Genomic DNA, 23678 nt, shown 5'->3' with positions numbered 1-23678 from the left:
ACTTGATAAGCTTGAGTTTTTAAATAAAGAAAAATGGGGTCGACAAACCCCATTTTTTAATTTATTTAGTTCATATACTTGAGATACAATTATTGTTCTTTTTTCTTCTTTGCATACCAATCCTGCATAATGTAAAAAGCTTTCTTTTTTTGACCATCATTTGATATAAGTCCTTTTCGGTTGTATCCGTCCTGAATGCCAGGAAGTAATCTTTTTGGCGACCTGAAATCAACCAGAATCCAAGGACTTAATCCGCTTAGGTGAGGGATTTTTTCAATCATTTTTAAATTCTGAATGTATAAATATTCCTGATATTCTTCAGTCCAGCGTTCGTTTTTTTCTCCATGAAAACCTGCTTTTGCACCACCTCCAAATTCAGAAACAATTACGGGTTTGTTGTATGGCGTTTTCCAAGACATTTTTTCGGCATCTTCCAAGTTTCCTCCGTACCAGCCTAAATATTGATTGAAAGCAATAATATCAAGAGATTTGCCAATTTCGTCATCAATCATTCCATTATGTGTCAATAAAGCCGCACTGATTAATCTTGTATTATCAAGAGACTTTGTGTAAGCGGCTAAATTCTTGATGAATGTATTTCGGGCATCAGAAACTGGAGTTTCATTTGCGATAGACCAAATAATGATACAAGCTCTGTTTTTGTCTCTTGTTATCGCGGCAGTCAATTGATCTTGCGCATTTTGATAGGTTTTTTGATTGGTGAATTCCACTGTCCAGTAAACCGGAATTTCTTCCCAAACCATTAAACCCATTTTATCAGCTTCTCTGATGATGTTTTCATTATGTGGGTAATGCGCCAGACGAACATAGTTACAACCCAACTCTTTTGCCCAGTTTAACAAGCGCAAAGCATCTTCTTCAGTGTTGGCTCTACCACCTTTAGCATTTTCTTCGTGAATCGAAATACCACGCAAAAAGATTGGTTTTCCGTTTAATAAAATTTTGTCTTCTTGTGTTTCAATCGTTCTGAAACCAATGTTATCTTTAAGTTTCTGTCCATTATAATCAATAGTTACGTCATACAATTTTGGATTTTCCGGTGACCAATAAGAGACTTTTTTGACAGGAATTTCAAAATTTAAAATTCCGTCGGCGCTAATTTTTCCTTTGTAATTGATTTTTAATTCAGGGATAGAAATTGTTACCACATTCTGTAAAGCATCTGGATTATTGACTTTGATAAAACCTGAAATTAAATCTTTGTTACCTTTTTTAAGCTGAATATTATAATCTTCCACAAAAGAAGCATCTTCTTCAATTAAAGTCACATCACGGGTGATTCCGCCATAATTCCACCAGTCAGTATTTACAGTAGGTACATCTTCTTTGTGACGGGTATTATCCACTTTGATGACCAAATAATTGTCTTTTGGTTTTACAACTGAAGTTATTTCATAATTAAATGGTGTAAATCCGCCTTCATGTGTTCCCAGTTTTTTTCCGTTTAAATAAACATCCGCTTTGTAATTGATGGCGCCCAAATAGATAAAAAGACGTTTTTTAGCGGCCAAATTATAATCGAAAGATTTTTTGAACCAAACATTTCCTTCGTAATATTTAAGTTCAGGAACTTGTGAATTCCAATCGCTTGGAATATTGATTGTTGGCGATTTGTCAAAATCATATTCAACCAATTCTTGCTTGTTTACAGCATGATAATTACTGTAGAATGCCGATTTTGGTGCTTTTTCCTGTTTGTCATATTGATCTAGATGAAAGCTGTAAAACCCAGTTTGATAAGGATCGACGATATAATTCCAAACACCGTTTAAAGAAGTAGTATTTCTATTTGGAACATTTGAGATTAGATTTTGAGCAAATCCAAAAACAGAAGATGTTAGGAGTAGTGCGGTTAATAGTTTTTTCATTTTTTATAATTTGTGTTTTGTTGTCTTTGCTATAATTTAGGCATTTATTAAAACTTAATTTTTTTGCGAAATTGACTTTGTGAGATTATCGGTTACCGGTATTTTTAAATATTCCCCTTTAAAACTTTGGTTCAGTGCCGTCATCTCAATCGGATTGTTTGATCCATCTGGAATAACTTCAATAGAAGCTTTTCCGTTTGCCATTTTGATGGATTCGCTTCCGGTTGGTGTTCCTTGATTTTTTAAGGTTTTACCGCCTTTTAAGCATTGAAAATAAACACTTTGTTCATAATCCAAACAGCGTAAGTTATTATTGTCAATTGCAATTGCTGTTACCAGATAATTACCATTTTTTAATTTTTCCGAAGATAATTGCAACGACACAGCGGCATCATTTTTTACAAATCGATAATTGACTTTTAGTGTGTCAGAAACCGTTTTTCCATCTTTGTTTTTGCCTATGGAAATTAAAATATTATCTCCCTTTTTAAAATTTACATCCCAAGTTAAACCATTTGCAGGATATAGGGATAGATTTCGTTGTTTTTCTCCGAGGGATTTTCCATCATGATACAAAGTGACTTTTTCGCAATTACTGAAAACACTGATTGTCCTAGGTGTGTTTTCTGGTCCCTGGCGTTCTGTCCATGTATGTGATTCTATATAAGTAAAAGGTTCATTACTCCAATAGCTTTTAAAAACATAATAAGCATCTTTGGGATTTCCGTTTCGATCAACCAATCCTTTTTGATTCATATACGGAATATCGTCTTCTGGCCGTAACGGCGTTGCAAAATCCTTAAATGCCCATTGTATGTTACCTACAAAAGTTGGGTCATTCTCGGATATATGCAAGTGCCAATCAAACAAATCAACAATGTAATTTTCGCTCCAATCCCCAATCTGGGCAATATTGGTAATTTTCGTTTGGACAATTGGTTCTTCCCAACCATCCGATTTTATCAGGCTTTCACCTGTAATGGGGTTTTCACTGTGACGGCCAACATGACTGTCTCCGCCATATTCAGCGTGGATAAAATGTTTGTATTCTTTTTTATAAACATCAATTGCTTTTTGATAGCTTTTATAACTTCCGGAATACCAGCCAGACCAAATAGAAGGGGAGAAGACATCTACAATATGTGAGCCTTCATAATATTTTCTGATAGCCGTTTTTCTGCTCGGATCCAGTTTGTGCGCAATAGTATTTAATTCGGTTAAAAAGATATTTGTTCTTTCGGCATTGTCGCCGTCAGGAAAATCGGGAAGCCAGTTGATTTCATTTCCTAGTGACCAAATAATAATGCTCGGATGGTTGAAATTCTGATTAATCATCTCGTTCAGCATATTTTTAGCATTGGTCTGCCAAAGTTCATCTCCAATGCCTCCACGACACCAAGGCAATTCATCCCAAACCAATATACCCAGTTCATCACAAGCTTTATAAATTTCAGGGTCTTGTGGGTAATGAGCTAAACGAACAAAATTTGCCCCCATTTTTTTGATCGATTCCATATCGGCGCGATGCTGTGCATTGCTCATTGCAGCACCAACTCCTGCTTGTTCTTCATGACGGTGTGTACCACGAATAAGCAGACGTTTTCCGTTAAGGTAAAATGGTCCGTGATCTTTAAACTCAAACCATCTAAAACCTATTTTTTCATTAATAGAATCTTTGATTTGTTTTTTTTCTGATAACAAAACCGTTAGTGTATATAGATTCGGATTTTCGGTATCCCAAAGTTCAGGGTTTTTGATATTTTCAAAAGTGATCGTCGAAGTTTTATCTGAAACCGGAATAGTTTTGCTGACTATTTTTTTTCCTTTCGGATTTTTTAAAGTTAGGGTTAACGATAAATCTTTTGAATTTTCAGCATTCACTATTGAAGAAATAATTTGTACCGAAGCATTTTTAGCCGAAACATGAGGAGTTGTAATTTTTACATCCTCAATATGATTTTTGTATTTGGATACTAACCAAACATCACGAGTAATTCCTCCGTAAATAAAGAAATCGCTTTTTTGAGACGGAATAATTTCAATATCATAACTATTATCAACCCGAACAAAAATGTCGTTGTTTCCTTCTTTGATAAAATTAGTAATGTCGATTGTAAAACCAATATATCCGCCAATATGCGAACCGGCTTCTTTACCGTTTACATATACTTTGGTCGTAATGTTTGATCCTTCAAAATATAAAGAGTAACGCCTGTTTTTATCAATTTGTGGAATATTTAGTTTTTTTTGATACCAACTTGCATCGCGCCTGTATCCGGGGCTTAAATCGGTGGCATCTTCGGCATTCCAAGTGTGTGGTAAGTTTAAAGAGACCCAGTTTGAGTTTTTTTGAGCCTCGCTTAGATTTGATGTATGGTTTTCAAGATAAAGCCAATCGTTATTAATGTTCATCTTTGTCTGAGCAAAACTGCCCAGACAAATTTGAAACATAACAAAAAACGCAATAATCGAAAATGTACTATAATGTGATTTTTTCATATATTATAAGGCTTTCTTTCTTAGCAACGCTTCAAGGAAATAGTAATCAGCATAGATTATTGGTTCGTCAATTTCATCGTGTTTTGGCCAGTTTCCTGTGCTGTGATCGAGTACAAAAGGCGCCTTAATTTTTGAATCTAAAATATACTTATCTGATTGTACAGATGCCATTACTTTATTGGCAAAGGCCAAATAACTTTCATTTTTGGTATAACCGTATAATTCGTATAAAGCGGATGCCATAATCATTGCAGCAGAAACATCTCTGGCCGAATTTGGAATACTTGGATCTTTTAAATCCCAATACGGAATTCCATCCTCAGGCAGATTTTTATTTGTCATAAAAAACATTGCTGTAGCTTCGGCTTGTTTTAAATAAGCTGCATCTTTTGTATATCTGTAGGACATGGTAAAACCGTAAACTGCCCAAGCTTGACCGCGTGCCCAAACCGAATCATCATTGTATCCCTGCAACGTCGTTTTCTTTCTGACATTGCCAGTATTTGGATCGTAATCAATAACGTGGTAGCAACTATTGTCCTCTCTAAATTGATTATTTAAAGTCGCATTAGCATGTTGAATCGCTATGTCACGATATTTTGGATTTCCTGATAATTTTGTAGCTTCAAAAAGAAGTTCCAGATTCATCATATTGTCAATAATTACGGGATAGTCCCAAACATTTTTATTGAAATCCCAGGAACGAATGGCACCTACTGTTGGATTAAATCTTTTGGATAAAGTTTCGGCACCTTTAATAACCACGTCTTTGTATTCTTTCTTGTTTTCCACTTTTAGCGCTTCTCCAAAACTGCAATACACTTTAAAACCTACATCATGTGAATCATTATTAAGGCTTTCTTTTTTACTGAAAGAGGTCCATTTTTGAGCTAGTTCTTTGTATTTGGAATCGCCTGTAAGCTGGTACAACTGCCAAAGGTTTCCGGCAAAAAAACCACTCGTCCAGTCTCTTGAGGATACTTTTTTGATAGTATTGGTTTTAATAGTCATACTTCTGGGCATCGACATCGAATCAACAGGGTAATCAAGTAACATTTTGTAACGGGTTTCCAGAAGATTATTTTCTGCCGAAGCTGTGTGGTTTGGAGAATTAATTCCGGATCTGCACGCTGTTGCCAGCGATGCAAACCCAAGAACTACAGAAATGAAATTAACTTTATTCATAACTAACTAATGTTTTTATAACCAAGATAATTTGGCTTGTAATATTTATTGATTTAAGGTTAATGTTAGATAAAATAGAAAAGCAATAAACTCATTCCAATTATGACAATTGCAAGTAGAATTTGAAGTAATAAAAGGTTTGTGTTTTTGATTTTCATATTGCAAATGTATCAGAGCGGCAGAATATAGGAATACAAAAAAGGGTATCTAAAAATACAGATACCCTTTTTTAAGCCTTTAAAAACAAGAGTTTTTAAAAAACATTAGAAGATTTGAAGAATTTATCGGCGAATTGCGATGGAGTTTCTCCATATTTTTTTTGGAAACATTTGCTGAAGTATTTCGGATTGTTGAAACCAACTTTATAGCTTACTTCCGCTACGGTTAATTTGTTTTGTTCCAATAATTGCGCAGCACGTTTTAATCGTATTTCATTGATGAATTCATTTGGCGTACAATTAGTCCATGCTTTTATTTTTAAGAATAACATCGTTCTGCTGACTCCCAATTCTGAGCAGAAATGAGGTATATCAAATTGTTCGTTTGAAATATTTTCCTCGACAATTTTGAATGCTTTTCTCAATAATTCTTCATCCAGTGATGAAACTGTTATTTCTGACGGAATAAAATTTTCCTCGCTTGAAAATTTGTTTTTCAGCCTTTCGGTTGAGTTCAACAGGTTTTTAATACGCAGTTTGAATTCGGTTAGATTGAAAGGTTTACTGATATAATCATCGGCACCGCTTTCTAAACCTTCGAATTTATAAACTAACGATGATCTTGATGTCAGTAAAATAACAGGGATATGACTGGTTTTGATATTTTCTTTTATTTTGGAACAAAGTTCAGTTCCCACCATTTCAGGCATAATAACATCGCTGATGATTAAATTTGGAACAAATTTTAAAGCTTTTTCTAAGGCTATTTTACCATTTTCAGCTTCAATAATATTGTACTCTTTTTTGAGTAAATTTTTCATGAACGTGCGTAAGACTTTATGATCTTCAACCAATAGAATGGTTTGTTTTTCTTCGTTTACAACAAAATCTTCAATGTCTTCGTGCTCTGTTATTTCCGGAGTTTCCAGCTGTGCGATATATTGTGCAACGTCATCACTAATTTTAAAATCGGGAATAATTTCAGCGTCCAAAAGATGTTCTCTGCCCAATGGTAGTGCGACTTTAAAAATAACTCCTTCGGTTTTTTTATTGATGACTTCGATAGTTCCTTTATGAAGTTCTACTATATTTTTTACAATAGATAAACCAATTCCTGTTCCTTTGTTATAGTTTTTTTGAACGTTATTGTGCATTGGGACTTCAAAAAATAAATCGAAAATTTTATCAATATGTTCCGGGGCGATTCCAACACCGGAATCTTCAACAGCGATGAAAAGGTTTTCATCGTCATGGGATATTTTTAAATTGATATGGCCGCCTTTTGGAGTATATCTAAATGCATTTGAAATCAAATTATAAAAAACACGCTCTAGTTTATAGCGGTCAAAATAGACCATTATTTCATCTTCCGATGATTCAAAAGTATAAGTGTACCCCCCATCTTTGGCATATTCTATAAAGGACAAAAAGATTTCTTTGGTAAATTTCACAATATTCCCGTTGGCTGATTCTAATTTGACCTGATGATTTTCGAGTTTTCTAAAATCCATTAAACGATTGATGAGGCTTAACAAATGATTGGCGCTTCCTTCAACAACCAAGAGTTTTTTATACATTTCATTAGTTCCGTTATAATCGGCTAAAATTTGTTGTAAAGGCCCTAAAATCAAGGTCAGGGGAGTCCTGAATTCATGCGAAATATTGGTAAAAAAGTCCAGTTTTAATTTGTTGTTTTCCTCGATTCGCTGGGTTTCCAGATATTCTAATTCCAATTTTTGTTTCAGTGCAGCTTTCGATTTCATAATCCAGATCAAACCGTATATTCCGGAGCCAATTATTAAAGCATAAAGTAAAAATGCCCAGATACTGCGCCATGGTGCAGGTTTTACAATTACAGTTAAAGTAGTTGGGACTTTATTCCAAACACCATCGTTATTTGCGCCACGTACTTCAAATACATAGGTTCCCGCATTTTGAATGGTAAAAATGGCTTCTGTATTTTTGGTTGTCGTCCAGTTATTATCAAGACCAATCAAACGATAACTGTATTGATTGCTTTTTGACCGAATGTAATTTGGAATTGCAAAATCAATCGAAAAATTGGCTTTGTCATAATCCAGAGTAATAGATTTGGTATATCCAATACTTTTTTTCAGAATTTCGGTAGTATCATTTGCGCTGATAGTTTCATTTTTAATTTTCAAATTGGTAATTAAAACCTGCGGAGCATATTGATTAAGAGAAATTTTCTTCGCATTAAAATAAGTTACTCCAGACGGGCTTCCGAAATAAAATTTATTCGAATCCAGTTTTAAAGCCGAATTATTATTGAATTCATTACTGGCTAAACCGTCTTTTTGGTCATATGCCATAATCGTTTTTTTGGAAGTGCTGTATTTTATGATACCCTGATTGGTGCTAATCCACAAGTTTTTAGCGTCATCTTCAAGTATGGAATGAATCGAAGTAATATCAGTATTTCCTGTTTTTAGATTTATTCTGTTGAATTTTTTTCCATCAAAATAATACAGTCCTTTTGATTTTGTTCCAACCCATATCTTATTCTGACTGTCCTGAAATAAAGTCAATATATCATAGCCTGTTAAAGCCGAATCATCAAAAAAGTAATGTTTTATCGTATATTTATTGGGAGTAAAATTTTGCAATGAAATGAGGTTTAACCCATTTTGTGCGCCTATCCAAAGCCTTTTTTGCTTATCAACCAAAATTGTTCGAATCATATTATTGGTCATAAAACTGGCTTCAGTATTATTATTACCAATAATTTGAAATGCTTTGGAAACAGTGTCGTACCAAATTAATCCTTTACTAAAAGTTCCAATCCATAATATGTTATTCCCTTCTGTTTTGATGGAATAAACACCGGTTTCTTTCAATAAATTATTTAGTTCAGGTGCAATTCGGTTGTCTTCTATTCTTTTTGTAGTTGTATTGTAGGCTGATAAACCTTTTGAAAATGTCCCAATCCATAAAATATTGTTTGCAAGGCACATTGATTTAATATCATTTTTGGTTGTTTGCCCACTTTTGCTGTTAACGTAACTTATGGCTTCGGTATTTTTATTGTAAACGGTGATACCTCCTCCTTCGGTTCCAAAATAAATATTATGGTTTTTATCAGCAATTATTGAACTCACTACGTCAAAACTCAAAGGAATCTTTTTGGAGTTTTGGTTGTAGTTCGAAAAATTCATATTCGAGGGATCCCAGATATTTATGCCTTTATAATAACATCCAATCCAAACAGATCCTTTTTTATCAATATAAACTGATTTTACTTTGTCGATTCCGTTGCTATTGTTTATTTTTTGAATGCTTTTGTCTTCTCCTAAAATATAAATACCATCATAAGCTCCAATCCACAGATTGCCTTGACTGTCAATCTTCAAAGCACGGATTTCGGTACTGATTTCTTTGTATTTTTGATCGGGCAGAAAAGATACAAATCTGTTGGTTGATGTTTCAAATTTTAACAGTCCTTTGTTTTTTGTACCTATCCATAAATTGTTATAACGATCTTCAGTAATAGCCTGTACATTTAGGATATCAGTAGTATTTAATGGATAATTTTTAAACAAGAATTTTCCATTTTTTCTAATAGTAAGTAATAAACCATTAGTAGTCCCAAGCCAGATTTGCCTTTTTTTGGTTTTTAAAATACTTTGAATATTGTTGCTTGGTAAACTTGAAATATCTTTATCGGAATGAATTATCGAAGTGAACTTTCTCGTTTTCTTATCGTAAATAGTTAAACCATTAGAAGTTCCAATCCACATTTCATTACCAATTTCATTAATACACCAAATGGCATTATTAGTTATTTCATGGTTGTTTTTAGCATGCAAATATCTTTTAAATGTATTGCTGACAGGGTCATAACAATTAAGTCCGTTATATGTTCCAACCCATAGCTGTCCTGAATTGTCTTCTTCAATCGATAAAATATCATTGTTGCCGATAGACAATTTATTAGAAACATCATTTCTAAAAATCGTAAATTGACTGCCATCATATTTATTAAGACCGTCGCGTGTACCAAACCACATTTGTCCCAATTTATCCTGATGTATGGCAATAACAGAGCTCTGAGAAAGCCCGTCTGCGGTAGAGAGATTTTTTAGGCGATATTTATCTTGGGAAAAAAGATTCCCTGAAATAAAAAGCAGAATCAGAAAAACTATTTTGTATTTCATAACATTTTTTTTAATTGTAAAGAACACAAAGCAACAAAAGAACAAAGTCTATTTTAATCGCTTTTGTAATTGATAATCATACAGTGACGGAATTTTTTCTATTGGTATGTTTAAAAATTCAATATAAGGATTTGTGTCGTATTTCAGTTCAAATTTAGTGTTTCCGTGCAAACCAACTATTCTGGCAAGAACACCATCTTTCATTCCGTACAGTAAAACCGGTTTTGTTTGATCCGGATTTTCGACCTGAACATTCAGATTCCAAAACGTACTGAAAGGTCCATGTGAGGGTTTCCAATACTCGGCACCGCCTCCACCAAACAAGGCGTAACTGTTATTTTTGTCTGTTGCTAAATGAACGGTGATATTGTCGAATAGATTTTGATGATTAGCTCCAGAATGTTGATCTAAGACCGGATCAGCAAATATTTCGCAGTTTTGATAAACGTTTTTTGTTGCAAAGGTATTGAAACTTAAAGCATGAACAGCTTTGTTGTAAATCTTAAGATTTTTAACCAAAACATCATGAACTCCCCCCAAAGTCACAGTATAATGCGCCATATGTGTTCCTTCAGTAGTAATATCTTGGATAGTGACATTTGCAATTTCTTCGGTCAAAATACTACTGTCAGCATTTGTAACGACAACGTCTTTTACCCAACTGTTAAAAAGACGTGTTAAAAAGATAGCGTTATTTCCCGGTTCTACATGATGCGCTATTCTTGGAATATCAGGAAAAATAAATCGAATATGTTCGATTCCAACTTCGCTTAAATGTTTCCATTCTACTAATTGTGCATGATAGCTAGGTTTGATCGAAATAATTAAAGGTGTTTTTATTGTGATTTTTGAACCAGAAATCTTTACGATTTCAACCTGTTGCCTTACGATAGGAAGGTTTGGGTATTTCCAATGATGCGAACCAGGTTTTATATTGGCATTTTGGTATAAATCTTTTATGATTTCGCCATTTTCACCATCCTTATTAAACAATTGCAATTCAACAATATTTCCAACTTTTAATCCATTTACAGCAGAAACAGTTAAAACATGTTCGCCCATTTTCCCGGAACTGACTTTTGCCAAAGGATTTGTTTCCGGTTCATATTTATCCAAATACGATTTTACACGTTTATCCGGAATTTGAGTCCAGATAAAACCGCCGGACCAGGAATATTGTGAAAAAGGGATATCGATATTATTTTCAGGCTCGCGCTGTCTTTTGTCAAGAGAGGTTAGATATTCACGGAGTTCAGCGTGTGATTCAGGATCTTTGAGATACATCATTGGTCTTGGAAAGTAAATTTCTGTACCATTTTTGTCTGATCCAGCGCCGCGAAGTACAAAGTTGTTTCTTTCAATATATAAAATGTCGCTCAGAATAATTCGGCCAGCAGGTAATTGTAAAATCACATTTCCATCAACTGCGTTTGCTGCTTTTAAAGCCTTTAATAAAGCTTTTGAATCATCCAGGGCATCATTTGCTTTCACGCCAAAATCGGTTGCATTGATAATTTTTCCTTGAAATTCAGGAAGATTAGCTTCTCCATTATGATAACCGGCAAAACTAAAATCTGGAAGATAATTGGTTTTTGGAGAGGTAATAATCTTTGGTAATTCCTGAGCAATTGTAATGCCGTTTGCAAAGAGGCAGCAACAGATGAAAAAGGTTTGACGAATCATTGTTTTTATGGTTTTGTGTTTAGTAATGTTTTAGTATCGATGTTTCTAATAGGAGATGCTTTTTTAATTCATAAAAATACAAGTCAAAAAAAATATGCAAATACATAAATGGTATAATTATGTACAATGTTTTGAAAATGAGTTACATGTGTTTTTGTTTTTTATGCATTCCGTTATTTCTTTTTCATTTTGTTATTTAATAGGTACTAAAAGTTGGAGAATATTTTTTTAAGAATCTTGTTCATCATTTAATATGGACATAATTTTTTTTGAAGATTGATTTTCTACAAATGACTTATGACAATTAAGGCAGTTTTTACAAAGCTTTTTATAATGAGGAAATTTTATATGGTTAGTATTAGTGCCTTTTCATTGTGAAGATTAGAAAGGTGACTTTTTGCAGAATGATAATAATGTAGTTCATAAATAGATTATAGCAGTTGTAATGCAGCTGCTTTTTTTTGTTCAAAAAAGGATTTGAAGGACATAAGTCTCGTGTTGTTTTTTTAATTATTTGAGGCCTGTATTTTTTTAATAATGTCATTTTTCACTGCTGAAAACTAGATAAAATGCATAGGCAAAACTTTAGTATACCCAAAAACGGATTTTATTTCTCTCTGTAAAAATCTTTATTAATCAATTTTGCAGCGTAAATAATTAATGCAATTAAATCGAAGTGCAGTGATTTTTACAAACTAACTAAACTATTAATTAACCAAAATTTAAGATGACAAATTTTATTAGGATTAAAAAAGATTCTGATTGTGTATCTGGATTTAATTTGAAAAAGAAAATGATGATGCTCGGCATATTGTTTTCTTTATCTCAAGTTCAGGGGTATGCTGTCAGTTTTAAGGGCGCAACAGAGTTAAAAAATGTTCAAGTACAAAAAGTAATTAAGGGACAAGTCAATGATGAAAACGGTATGTCAATGCCGGGAGTAACCGTTACAGAAAAAGGAAGCAAAAATGCTACTTTGACAGATTTTGATGGAAAATTTACTTTAAAAGTAGATAACGAGAATTCGGTGTTGGTATTGTCTTTTTTGGGTTATACAACAAGAGAAATTAGCTTAAAAGGAGAAACTTCAATTACTGTAAAAATGCAAAAAGCGACCACTTCATTAGAAGAGGTTGTAGTGGTAGGTTATGGTAAAATGAAGAAAAAAGATTTAACCGGATCGATTGTACAGGTTAAGCCTGAAAATTTAGCAAGCCAAAATCCACAGACCGTTCAAGACATCCTGAGAGGGGTTCCAGGTCTAAGAGTAGGTTATGATCCTTCGGCAAAAGGTGGAGGGACTATGCAAATTCGTGGGCAAACTTCTGTTTATACTGGAGGAAGTCATAATTCGCCTCTTATTATTTTAGACGGAATGCAATTCTATGGAGAGCTTTCAGAAATCAATCCAGATGATATTGGCCAGATTGATATTTTAAAAGACGCATCGGCGACATCTGTGTATGGTTCCAAAGCAGCAGCTGGAGTTATTGTTATCTCAACCAAAAAAGGGAAAACGGGTAAACCTGTCATTAGTTTTACAACAAACACAACGATTAGTAATAAGAGTGCCTATCGTCAAGTATATTCTCCGGAAGGATACTTAAAATATCGTGAAGATTGGGAGACTACCCAAACTTATGGTAGTAATCCAACAACTGGACAATATGAAGCATGGATATCAGGAACAGTTGCTGCTGGTAAACCAGGGTATTTTTCAAGTCCTAATGATTTAGCTAAGTGGGGAATTACTGAAGCGCAATGGTTAGCGTATCAACCCGCTTCACAAACAGCTGGGAAAAGTTCGAAGGAAGTATGGGGAACACGTTTAGGGTTGAATTTTGATCCTTCGCTGATGGCTAATTTCCTGGCAGATAAAACACATGATTGGAGTGATAGCTCTTTTAGAACAGGAATAAATCATGACAATAATATGAGTGTTTCCGGAGCAGGTGAAAATGTAAATTACTATTTCTCTGCGGGGTATTTAACTTCAGAAGGAGCTATTGTGGGTAATGATTATAAATCAGCTCGTTCCAATATGAAAATTGACGCTAAAGTTGCGAAATGGCTTGATTTTGGAGTAAATGTTAATTTTCAAGACCGTACAGATGGAGACGTTACTCCTTCTTTAGGCACTGGTTCCGGGGATAATAATATGATGAGAACCAGCCCATTTGGAACCTTCATAGATGCAAATGGGAACTATGAAAGACAGCCAATGGGAAAAAATGTTTCGGGACAGAATTATAACTATTACTACGAGCGTCAATTTATTGATAAAGAGACAGGATTTACAACGTTAAATACCATTTTTAACACAAAGATAACTTTGCCTTTAGGTATCACTTATACATTTAATGCTTCTCCCCGTTATCAATTCTATCATGATCGTTACTTCAGGTCAACGCAAAATCCAAACTGGCCTGCTGCTACCACTGGAGCAAATAGAAATAATGCTACAAGATTTGATTACAGTTTGAACAATACATTGGCATGGGATTATACAATTGCCGAAAAGCACCATTTTGTTGCCACTTTTGTTCAAGAGGCCGAAGAACGTCGTTATTGGTCAGATGGAATGGATGCCTATAATATTCAGCCTACGGATGCTTTAGGGTTTCACCTTGTTAATACTGCAACAATGGCAAATAGCGCACTTAGATCAAACGACACACATCAAACGGCAGATGCTTTGATGGCAAGACTTTTCTATTCGTTTGATAATCGATATATGTTAACAGCGAGTGTTCGTCGTGATGGATATTCAGCATTTGGAGCTTCAAATCCGTATGCGGTTTTCCCTTCTATTGCAGTTGCCTGGAATGCAAAAAATGAATCATGGTTTGATTGGGATGCTATGTCCACTGCTAAATTACGTTTGTCTTGGGGAGAAAATGGGAATAGATCGCTTGATGATCCATACATTTCTGTAGCAAACTTGGTAAATACGGGAACTATGGGATATTTAGATGCTTCAGGGAAAGCTCTTGAGATGAAGTATTTAGCTCTTGATCGTATGGCAAATCCAAATCTGGAGTGGGAAAAAACAAGTGCAACAAATATTGGTCTTGACTTAGGTTTCTTGCATGATCGTATTACCGCTACTTTGGACCTTTACAAGATGTCTACACATGACATGATTATGAGTCAATCTCTGCCTGGTTTCACTGGTTTTTCATCAATTGCAACCAATCTTGGAGAGGTTCAAAATGAAGGTTTTGAATTCAGCCTTAATACTGTTAATATGAAACAGCCAAACTTTGAGTGGCGTACTATATTTGGAATATCTTATAACAAGAATACTATTAAGTCATTATATGGCAATATGGTAGATATTAAGGATGCCAATGGTAATGTCATTGGGGCTAAAGAAGGCGATGATTCAGCTAACGGATGGTTTATAGGCAGACCGATTTCTCAAATTTGGGATTATAAAGTAATCGGAATTTGGCAAAAAGATGAGTGGAAAGAGGCTCAAAAATATGGGCAACGTCCTGGGGATCCAAAAGTTGAAAATAGCTACACCGCAGATGATAAGCCTGATGGAACACCAGTTTATAATGAAAAAGACAAGCAGTTTTTAGGAACTTCAAATTCTCCTGTACAGTGGTCGTTGCGCAACGAATTTAAGATTTATAGAAATTGGGATTTGGCTATTGATATGTATTCCAATGTGGGAGGCAAATCACTTAGTTCGACTTATATGAATACTTTCAACGATAGTAGTTTGTACAAATTCAACTTTAATCCATATGTAAATCCATATTGGACATTGGATAATCCAACCAATGACTGGGCGCGCCTTGATGCTAAGGGACCTGCCGGAGCAGGAACGGCAAGATTGTATGATCGCAGTTTTGTTCGTTTAGCTAATATTTCGTTGGCTTATTCTTTTCCAAAAGACCTTATAGAACGCTTACACATTAAAAATTTAAAAATTTACACTTCGGTTCAAAATGCAGGAACGTGGGCTGCTTCTAAAGAATGGAAGTATTTTGGAGACCCTGAAACAGGTGGATTGGCCACACGACTGTTTAATTTAGGTCTTAATGTATCACTTTAAAAATTATTCAATAATGAAAAGAAATATGAAAAATAAAATTAAGAAACTGCTGCCTTTTTTAGTATTGGCAACTGTATCTGTTTCTTGTTCAAAAGATTTTCTTGAAGCAGACCCGCTTTCGTTTTACGAACCCGAAACTACATTTTCTACCGAAGCTGGGTTGCAGGCAACTTTAGCTTTGTGCGATAAACAGTTGCGTAATAATTATATTCACTATGGTTATTCGGGTGTTAGTGTGCCTATTGGTACGGAGTATCTTTTCTCAGATATGGCGCAATATGGAAAAACGGATACAGGCAGTAATATTGCTGATTATGCCGCTACTATCGTTCCTACGGGAGACTTTAGAAGAGATCCAAGTGGAGAATCGATTTATCTTGGATTTATGTGGACCGAAGCTTATACAGGTATCAAGAATGCTAATACCGTATTGACTTATATCGATAAAGTACAAGGTTTATCACAAGATATAAAAAACAAATATATCGGGCAAGCGTATTTTCATAGAGCTTACCGTTATCTTAATTTGGTTTATCAATTTGGGGACATACCGTTGATTACTAAAATTTTGGAGGTTCCAAAGCAGAGTTATTATTCTACTAAGAAGGAAGCCATTATAGAAATGATTACAGCAGATATGGAAAAAGCTGTACAATTTGTCCCTGACCAATCAAAAATAGGATACATAGGTATGGTCAGTAAAGGTGCATGCCGTCAGTTATTAATAAAATGTTATTTGGCATCAGGCAGATTTGCCGATGCAGAGGCACAGGCCAATGTCCTGATAAACCAATCAGGTTACACTTTGGTACAAGGTAATTTAGGAATTTTTGATCCGGGAGGAAATCCTACGGCATGGCCAATTACCAGAAATGTGATCTGGGATTTGCACAGACCTGAGAACAAAGTTATTCCTTCTAATACTGAAGCTATATTGGTTGCGCCAAATGGAGGAGCACAGTCATTTTTAGCATTTTCTTCGATGAGAATTTTTGGTCCTAACTGGAATGATGCTAATTTGATTACTCCAGATGGGAAAACAGCAGCACCGCGTTTTCCATTGACCGATAAAACTAATTATAATGCAAAATATGATTATCAAAGAGCGATAGGACGTGGTATAGGTACTATCAGTGGTTCTTATTATTCACAACATCCTATGTGGGTTGTGAACGGTATTGAGGATAAGCAGGATCTTAGACATAACAGCACTGTTGGTAACTGGGTGAATATGACCGATCTTAAATACGCTCCCGGAACAGGTGGTAGTGCTACATGGGCTGGACAAAATTTTAGAATGAAAGATGCAGCTGGAAAATTGTTAGCACTGGATTCAATTCGTGATTGGTTTGATTTTCCACATTATAAAATCTTTTTGCATGATGTTGTGGCTGAAAACAATCCAGCAGCTAATGATTTTCAGGGAGCTACTGCGGGAGCTAGTGCAAATTGGTACATATATCGTTTAGCTGAAACTTATCTATTACGTGCAGAAGCTCGTTTTTATCAAGGTAATGTTGTTGGTGCGGCTCAGGATGTGAATGCAGTAAGAGCTAGAGCAAAAGCCTCGCAAATGTACACGACAGTAACTATCGGTGATATTTGTGCTGAAAGAGGAAGGGAACTTTATCTGGAAGAATGGAGAAATGTGGAGTTAAAACGTATTTCGCACTGTTTGGCCCTTAGCGGAAAACCAGACGAATGGGGCAATACTTATAGTAAAACCAATTGGGATAAACAATCAGGAAAAGATGCAGCCGGAGGAAGTTATTGGTGGCAGCGTATTGTACATTATACCCTTTATAACAAATATCCAGCAGGTATTTCTATTAAACCAGGTGTAAAGTTTTATACTATGGATAAACGTAATAATTACTGGCCAATTCCATACAGACTAGCTATTGAGCCGAATATTAAAGGGCAATTAAGTCAGAACTATGGTTATGATGGTTACGATGCCAGCGTGAAAGTTTGGGACAAATGGCAGGATGCCGTTGCAGATGAAGATAAAATCTAAATCTTTTTTTATCCTGAAAAAGGTGGTTTGAGACCGAGTTAAACGTGTGTAAAAGCCCATTTCGTGAAGAAATGGGCTTTTTTTGTAACCCTTACAGGACAATTTAGGGACTATTCAGATAGGTTTTGGTTTATAAATTTAAAATCAATATCGAATAATTTATGCAACAACAGAAACCAGACGTTTAACAAACTTTCAATAAAGCGATAGATTGTTATGTTAAAATTGGGGTATTATATTCAATTTATTTTCTTTAATTTGCTCACAGCTATAAAACATTGGGAGCAAAAGTGAATATGGTCAATAAGAAGGATATAAAGAAAATATTTAATGAATATTATGCATCCCTTGTGCAATACGCTAACCGTTTTTTGGTTACAGTTGACGAATGCGAAGATTTAGTTCAAGATGTATTTGTTGATTTTTGGGAAAAAGAAAATCTATTTCCAGATGAGATATCTTTAAAAGTATATTTATACAAAGTTGTACGAAACAAATGTTACAATGTCATTAAACATAATCAGGTAAAAAATAAATACGCCGAAAATACTATTCAATCTTTAGAAGATGACAATTTATTTTTAAAGCAAATTCTTGAAGAAGATATTGTTCGTCAACTGCATAAAGCCATTGAAGTCTTGCCTCAACGAAAAAAAGAAATTATAAAATTAAGCCTTAAAGGACTTAAAAATATAGAAATTTCAGCCGAATTAGGAATCCAACTCCAAACTGTAAAGACATTAAAAACTCAGTCTTACAAAATATTACGGGAACAGTTTAAAGATTTAGAGTCTATAATTTATTTTTTATTGACCAACACTATCCACAAAAAAGCGTTTGATTAAGAATTCTTTTAATCAATCCTCAATTACTTTTTTAAAGTACCAGTTAAATTTTTTTATAAAAAAAAAGATTTTCCAATAGTACCTTTTTTGCTTTCAGTTGTTCTATGATAAAATAACATATTGAGCACTTGATTTTTTTTAATTCTCTAAAAAAGTATTCGATTTTTTTTCTTTTTGAAAAAAAATATAGTTTTCGAGTAGTACCTTTTTTAATCTCAGTTGTTCAATAATAAAATAATGCTAGGATGAAAGATATTTTTCAAATTTCGAAACTTCTAATCAAGAAAAAATTAAAAGTCATAACTGATTCTGAGAAATTGGAATTAAAAGATTTTAAAGCGAAATACTCTTTTTTAAAAGATATTAAAGTAGATCAATTAATAGATAAGGTTGATGACCTTTCAGAAATTGATAATAAAAAAGCGTGGAAATCAATCAAAGAAAAATATCAGGACAGAAATGAAGAGCCTGTTATTTCTATAGCCAAAAAACCTTGGTTTAAATATGCAGCAGCTTCAATTGTGGTCGCATTTTTAAGTACAACTTTCTTTCTACACAGAAATATCGTATCCAAGCAATCTGTTGAAATTTCTCCTGAAGTCGTAAAGAACAATATCGAGAGTTTTAAACCCGGAACAGATAAAGCTACATTAACGTTAGGAAACGGTGAAAGTATTGTTTTAGGAAAAGGAACTTCGGTTCAAACACACAACGCAAAAAGTAGCGGTGAAAAAATCGTATATGAATCCAACAAATCGAATGTTTCAAAAACCGAGTATAATTATTTGACAATACCAAGAGGCGGACAATTTTCTATACAATTATCTGATGGTACAAAAGTTTGGCTGAACTCAGAAACTCAATTGAAATTTCCTGTAGCATTTGTAGAAGGAGAAACAAGACAAGTAGAATTGGTTTACGGAGAAGCCTATTTTGAAGTTTCGCCTAGTACTGCACATAAAGGAGCTCATTTCGAAGTGTACAATATGAATCAAAAAGTTGAAGTCGTAGGAACTGAATTCAATATAAAAGCATACAATGACGAATCAAACATTTACACCACTTTAGTCAAAGGAAAAGTTAATGTTGAGATTGAAAAGAAAAAACAAAAGTTAGTTCCTAACCAACAACTAAACCTTGATCTAAAAAATAATACTTCAATAATTAAAACTGTAGATGTTTATAATGAAATATCATGGAAAGAGGGCGTTTTCAGTTTTAAAGGAAAATCTTTGAAAGAAATAATGAGAGTAATATCAAGATGGTATGATGTTGATGTAGTTTTTGAAAATAAAAAATTGGAATCGCTTGAGTTTAAAGGAAGTCTTGATAAAAAGCAATCCCTAAAAGAGATCTTATCAATCATGAAGTCAACTACAATAAATAGTTATGAAATAAAAGATAAGACTCTAGTAATAAGATAAACCATTAATATAAAAATGACTAACTAACCCACAAAAAACGAAATTTTGCCTATGATATAAAGTTTTATAAAAAAAAGAAGGATAGAGTTTACCCGCCAAAGTAAAGACTCTATCCCCTTATCCTATTATCAATTAATTAAAGAATTAACTAAGAAATAACGACCAAATTTATGGAAATTAAACTAACTAAACCCCATTTTCAGTTTGGAAAATGGTTAATTAGGAATATTATGAAAACATTCATATTCTTATTTTGCACGACGCTATTTGCTTTAACTCCGGAACATGTTTTATCCCAGCATGTTAAAATACAGGTTAAAGAAAATAAGAAAATGTCAGTAGATGAGGTTTTTGACCTGATCATGGAGCAAACTGATTATAAATTCTTTTATGAAGAAGGCATATTTAAAGGGCTTCCTAAAGTTGAAGTAAAAAAGGGAAGTATAGAAGCTGATGATCTTTTGAAGCAAAGCCTATCAAATGCTAATATTGACATCGTTATTGGTAAAAATAATGCGGTAATAATTAAAGAAAAACCTAGAAATGTCAACGCAATTCTGCAGAAAATTAAAATTACAGGAGTCGTAACTACTCCGGATGGACTGCCTTTAGCGGGTGCTAATGTTTCGGAAAAAGGGACTTCAAATGCTACGCAAACTGATTTTGATGGTAAATTTTCAATAATGGTTGAAAATAATAAAGCCATTTTAAAAGTGACTTATATAGGTTTTGATGCTAAAGAAATAACAGTAAATAATCAAACAACAATTAAAATTGTAATGCACGAAAGTGCTTCTTCTTTAAACGAAATCGTTGTAGTAGGTTATGGAACTAGAAAAAAATCAGATTTAACAGGGGCAATATCATCTGTTTCGGCTAAGCAATTAGCATCTGTTCCTGCAATGACTGCAGCTCAGGCTCTTCAGGGAAAAGCTGCCGGTTTAAATATTGTTACAACTAGTGGTGCGCCGGGTGCCGGAACCAACATCACAATCCGTGGAGGAACATCGATTACTCAAAGTACCAAACCATTATATATTGTTGATGGTTTTCAAATGGACGATGCACTTAATGTTATTAATCCAAATGATATTAAAAGTATTGAAGTGCTGAAAGATGCTTCCTCAACAGCGATTTATGGGGCTCGTGGTTCGAATGGTATTATAGCAATTACAACCAAATCAGGGAAAAAAGGAAAAACAACAGTTACTTACAACTCGTTTGTTTCGTTTGACCAGCTTTCCAAAAAAATGGATATGATGTCCAATGCCCAAGATTTTGTAAAATATCAATATGAATTGGCAGTATTACAAGGAAAACCAGCTGCATACAGTAGTGTTTTTGATAATAACTTAGCGACAAATGACCCTAATTTTTATAAAGGAGCCTATGATCGTATTAATCAGCGTTATGCTAATGGCTATAACATCGATTGGCAAGATCAAGTTTTTGGAGGAACAGGTTTTACTCAAAACAACAATTTATCGATAAGTGGTGGTAGTGAAAAAACTCAGGTTTTATTAAGCTATAACTATAATAATCAAGAAGGGATCATTGCAAATCACAATGATCTAAGACATTCATTGCGCACTAAGATTAATTCTGAGTTGTACAAAGGTATTCGCTTGGATTTCAATTCTATGTTTACAAATACTTCAACAGATGGTGGAGGTGCTTATAGCGGATTGAAAAAAGTGCTGTTGCAACCAATTAATGGAGGAACTTTATTTAATAGAGACCAGTTGCTTAATACACAGACTTACGGTGATTTTTCTGCTTTGGACTCTGCTTATGATACAGAAAATCCAATAATTGAAAATGAAGCATCGAAATCCAATAAAAAGAATCGTGTCTTTCTTGCCAATGCTGGCATAGAATTCGATTTTCTAAAACATTTCACTTGGCGTACTTCTAGCCAATACACTTTTTCAAGCGGAAAATCTACCACTTTTTCTGATGAAAATTCCAGAGCGGCCCTAACAGATCCTATCAACACGGGTATTAATGGAAGTATTGGTAACTCAGAATCGTATAGTTATCAATTGACAAATACATTAAACTATAAGCAAATATTTGCTGATAAACACGACGTTAGTGTTTTATTGGGACAAGAGATTACTTATAATGAATCGGAAGGGAATAGTATAAGTCTTAAACAGTTTCCAGTTCCAAACTTTGGTTTAGATGATATTTCAAATGCAACTGTATCAAACAAGTCAGTAAGTCATTCACGTAGCGACTTGGCGTCTTTCTTTGCACGTGCAAATTATTCATTTGACGAACGCTATCTTCTAACAGCAACTATTCGTACAGATGGTTCTTCAAAATTTGCCGATGGTTATAAATGGGGAGTATTCCCATCTGTGTCTGGGGCATGGAGAATTTCTGAAGAAAGTTTTTGGAAAAACCTTAATATAGAGAACACTATTAATAATCTAAAATTGCGTCTTGGTTATGGTATTACCGGTAACAACGGCATTGGTAATAACTTATATCTTACTACAGTAGCACAAACCGACTACCCAATTAATAATACTCCGGGGAATCCTGCGTATGTACCTAGTACAACGCTAGGTAACCAAGCTTTAAAATGGGAAACTTTGCACGCCAAAAACGTCGGTTTAGATTTGTCAATGTTTAATCACCGACTTGATATCACTACTGAGTGGTATAACAACGAGATAAGTGATATGTTATTAAAAAGTACAATTCCTTCTTCGACAGGATATTCAGATCAGTACCAAAATATAGGTACTATGCGTAACCGTGGTTGGGAATTTACAATTAGTACAGTAAATATTAAAAGCAAAGATTTCCAGTGGACAACCGATTTGAATTTTGCTTTCAACAAATCAAAAGTTTTGTCTTTAGAGAAAGATCAAACTCAAAAATCGTTCGCAGTGGGTGATAACAGATCCGGTACAGTTACTTATTATGCCAAAGTTGGTGATCAATTAGGTGATATGTATGGTTATGTATATGACGGTATTTATACAACAGCTGATTTTACGCAAAATGCTAATGGTACTTACACTTTGAATCCGGGTGTTGTTAAGCCATCTACCGGAACTCCTAGTCCTGGTGATATTAAATTTGCTGCCGATAATGATGCTGGAGATCAATTTACCCGAAAATTGGTTAAAATCGGTAATGGTACTCCAGACTGCATTGGAGGTATCAGTAATACATTTACTTATGATGGTTTTGATTTCAGCGTGTTTATGAATTTCAGCATCGGTAACGACATTTACAATGCAACTAAAGCGAGTACTAGTCCATATGCGCCTTTTCAGAATGTTCCTGAAGAATTTGGAAATACTTACTACCGTTTGATTGATCCAGCAACTGGACAAAAAGCAACTTCGCTTGCTCGTCTGAAAGAGTTGAATCCTAATGAGGCTTCTAATACTGCTGCTTTAAATCTTGTTAATTCAAGCTACATTACTTATCCTTCTTCATACTATGTGGAGGATGGTTCTTACCTAAGAATTGGACAAATAACATTAGGATATACTTTGCCAAAAGAAGTGTCTCAAAAAGCATATATCTCTAATCTGCGTTTTTATTTCACGGCTAATAATTTGTTAACTTTTACGAAGTACTCAGGTTATAATCCGGAAGTTTCTTCCGGTAACAATGATTTAGTGGCGGTTACACCTGGCTATGACAGTTCTGCTTATCCTAGATCAAAAAGCTTTGTTTTTGGTATGAACTTAACATTTTAATACAAAAGTAAA

At 34.2% G+C, this 23678-nt stretch carries 10 protein-coding genes; 5 read left to right on the top strand and 5 right to left on the bottom strand.

Features of this window, described 5'->3' with window-relative positions; all coding sequences use genetic code 11:
* Positions 1 to 89: 89 nt before the first annotated feature.
* The 5 genes from OZP12_RS14255 to OZP12_RS14235 all read right to left on the bottom strand — a co-directional run bounded on the left by OZP12_RS14255 (position 90) and on the right by OZP12_RS14235 (position 11589).
* A complete protein-coding gene (locus OZP12_RS14255; protein WP_281225697.1) occupies positions 90 to 1889 on the bottom strand; it encodes a glycoside hydrolase family 2 protein in 1800 nt (599 codons plus the stop codon).
* A gap of 54 nt (positions 1890 to 1943) precedes the next feature.
* Positions 1944 to 4301 carry a glycoside hydrolase family 2 protein gene (locus OZP12_RS14250; RefSeq protein WP_281225696.1) on the bottom strand — a complete coding sequence of 786 codons (2358 nt, stop codon included), beginning with the start codon at positions 4299 to 4301 and terminating at the stop codon, positions 1944 to 1946.
* A gap of 90 nt (positions 4302 to 4391) precedes the next feature.
* Positions 4392 to 5573: a glycoside hydrolase family 88 protein gene (locus OZP12_RS14245; RefSeq protein ID WP_281225695.1), complete on the bottom strand. Its 1182-nt coding sequence runs from the start codon at positions 5571 to 5573 to the stop codon at positions 4392 to 4394.
* A gap of 253 nt (positions 5574 to 5826) precedes the next feature.
* Entirely contained in the window at positions 5827 to 9906 is a 4080-nt protein-coding gene (locus OZP12_RS14240; protein WP_281225694.1) for a two-component regulator propeller domain-containing protein, read from the bottom strand.
* A gap of 48 nt (positions 9907 to 9954) precedes the next feature.
* Positions 9955 to 11589: a DUF4955 domain-containing protein gene (locus OZP12_RS14235; protein WP_281225693.1), complete on the bottom strand. Its 1635-nt coding sequence runs from the start codon at positions 11587 to 11589 to the stop codon at positions 9955 to 9957.
* Between the two features lie 727 nt (positions 11590 to 12316).
* Here OZP12_RS14235 and OZP12_RS14230 point away from each other — a divergent pair.
* The 5 genes from OZP12_RS14230 (at position 12317) to OZP12_RS14210 (ending at position 23666) form a co-directional block, all read left to right on the top strand.
* On the top strand, positions 12317 to 15655 hold the full coding sequence (locus OZP12_RS14230) for a SusC/RagA family TonB-linked outer membrane protein (protein ID WP_281225692.1): 3339 nt from the start codon (positions 12317 to 12319) through the stop codon (positions 15653 to 15655).
* 25 nt (positions 15656 to 15680) lie between these two features.
* Positions 15681 to 17672 carry a RagB/SusD family nutrient uptake outer membrane protein gene (locus OZP12_RS14225; RefSeq protein ID WP_281225691.1) on the top strand — a complete coding sequence of 664 codons (1992 nt, stop codon included), beginning with the start codon at positions 15681 to 15683 and terminating at the stop codon, positions 17670 to 17672.
* Positions 17673 to 17950: 278 nt separating this feature from the next.
* A complete protein-coding gene (locus OZP12_RS14220; protein ID WP_281225690.1) occupies positions 17951 to 18517 on the top strand; it encodes an RNA polymerase sigma-70 factor in 567 nt (188 codons plus the stop codon).
* A gap of 245 nt (positions 18518 to 18762) precedes the next feature.
* Complete coding sequence (locus OZP12_RS14215; protein ID WP_281225689.1) at positions 18763 to 19941, top strand: FecR family protein; 1179 nt, start codon at positions 18763 to 18765, stop codon at positions 19939 to 19941.
* Between the two features lie 230 nt (positions 19942 to 20171).
* On the top strand, positions 20172 to 23666 hold the full coding sequence (locus OZP12_RS14210) for a SusC/RagA family TonB-linked outer membrane protein (RefSeq protein WP_281225688.1): 3495 nt from the start codon (positions 20172 to 20174) through the stop codon (positions 23664 to 23666).
* The last annotated feature ends 12 nt before the right edge of the window (positions 23667 to 23678 follow it).

Origin of the sequence: Flavobacterium aquiphilum (assembly GCF_027111335.1) — a bacterium.
Classification (GTDB): domain Bacteria; phylum Bacteroidota; class Bacteroidia; order Flavobacteriales; family Flavobacteriaceae; genus Flavobacterium; species Flavobacterium aquiphilum.
The sequence above is the reverse complement of the archived record's forward strand: the minus strand, read 5'-3'. Positions and strand labels throughout refer to the sequence as shown.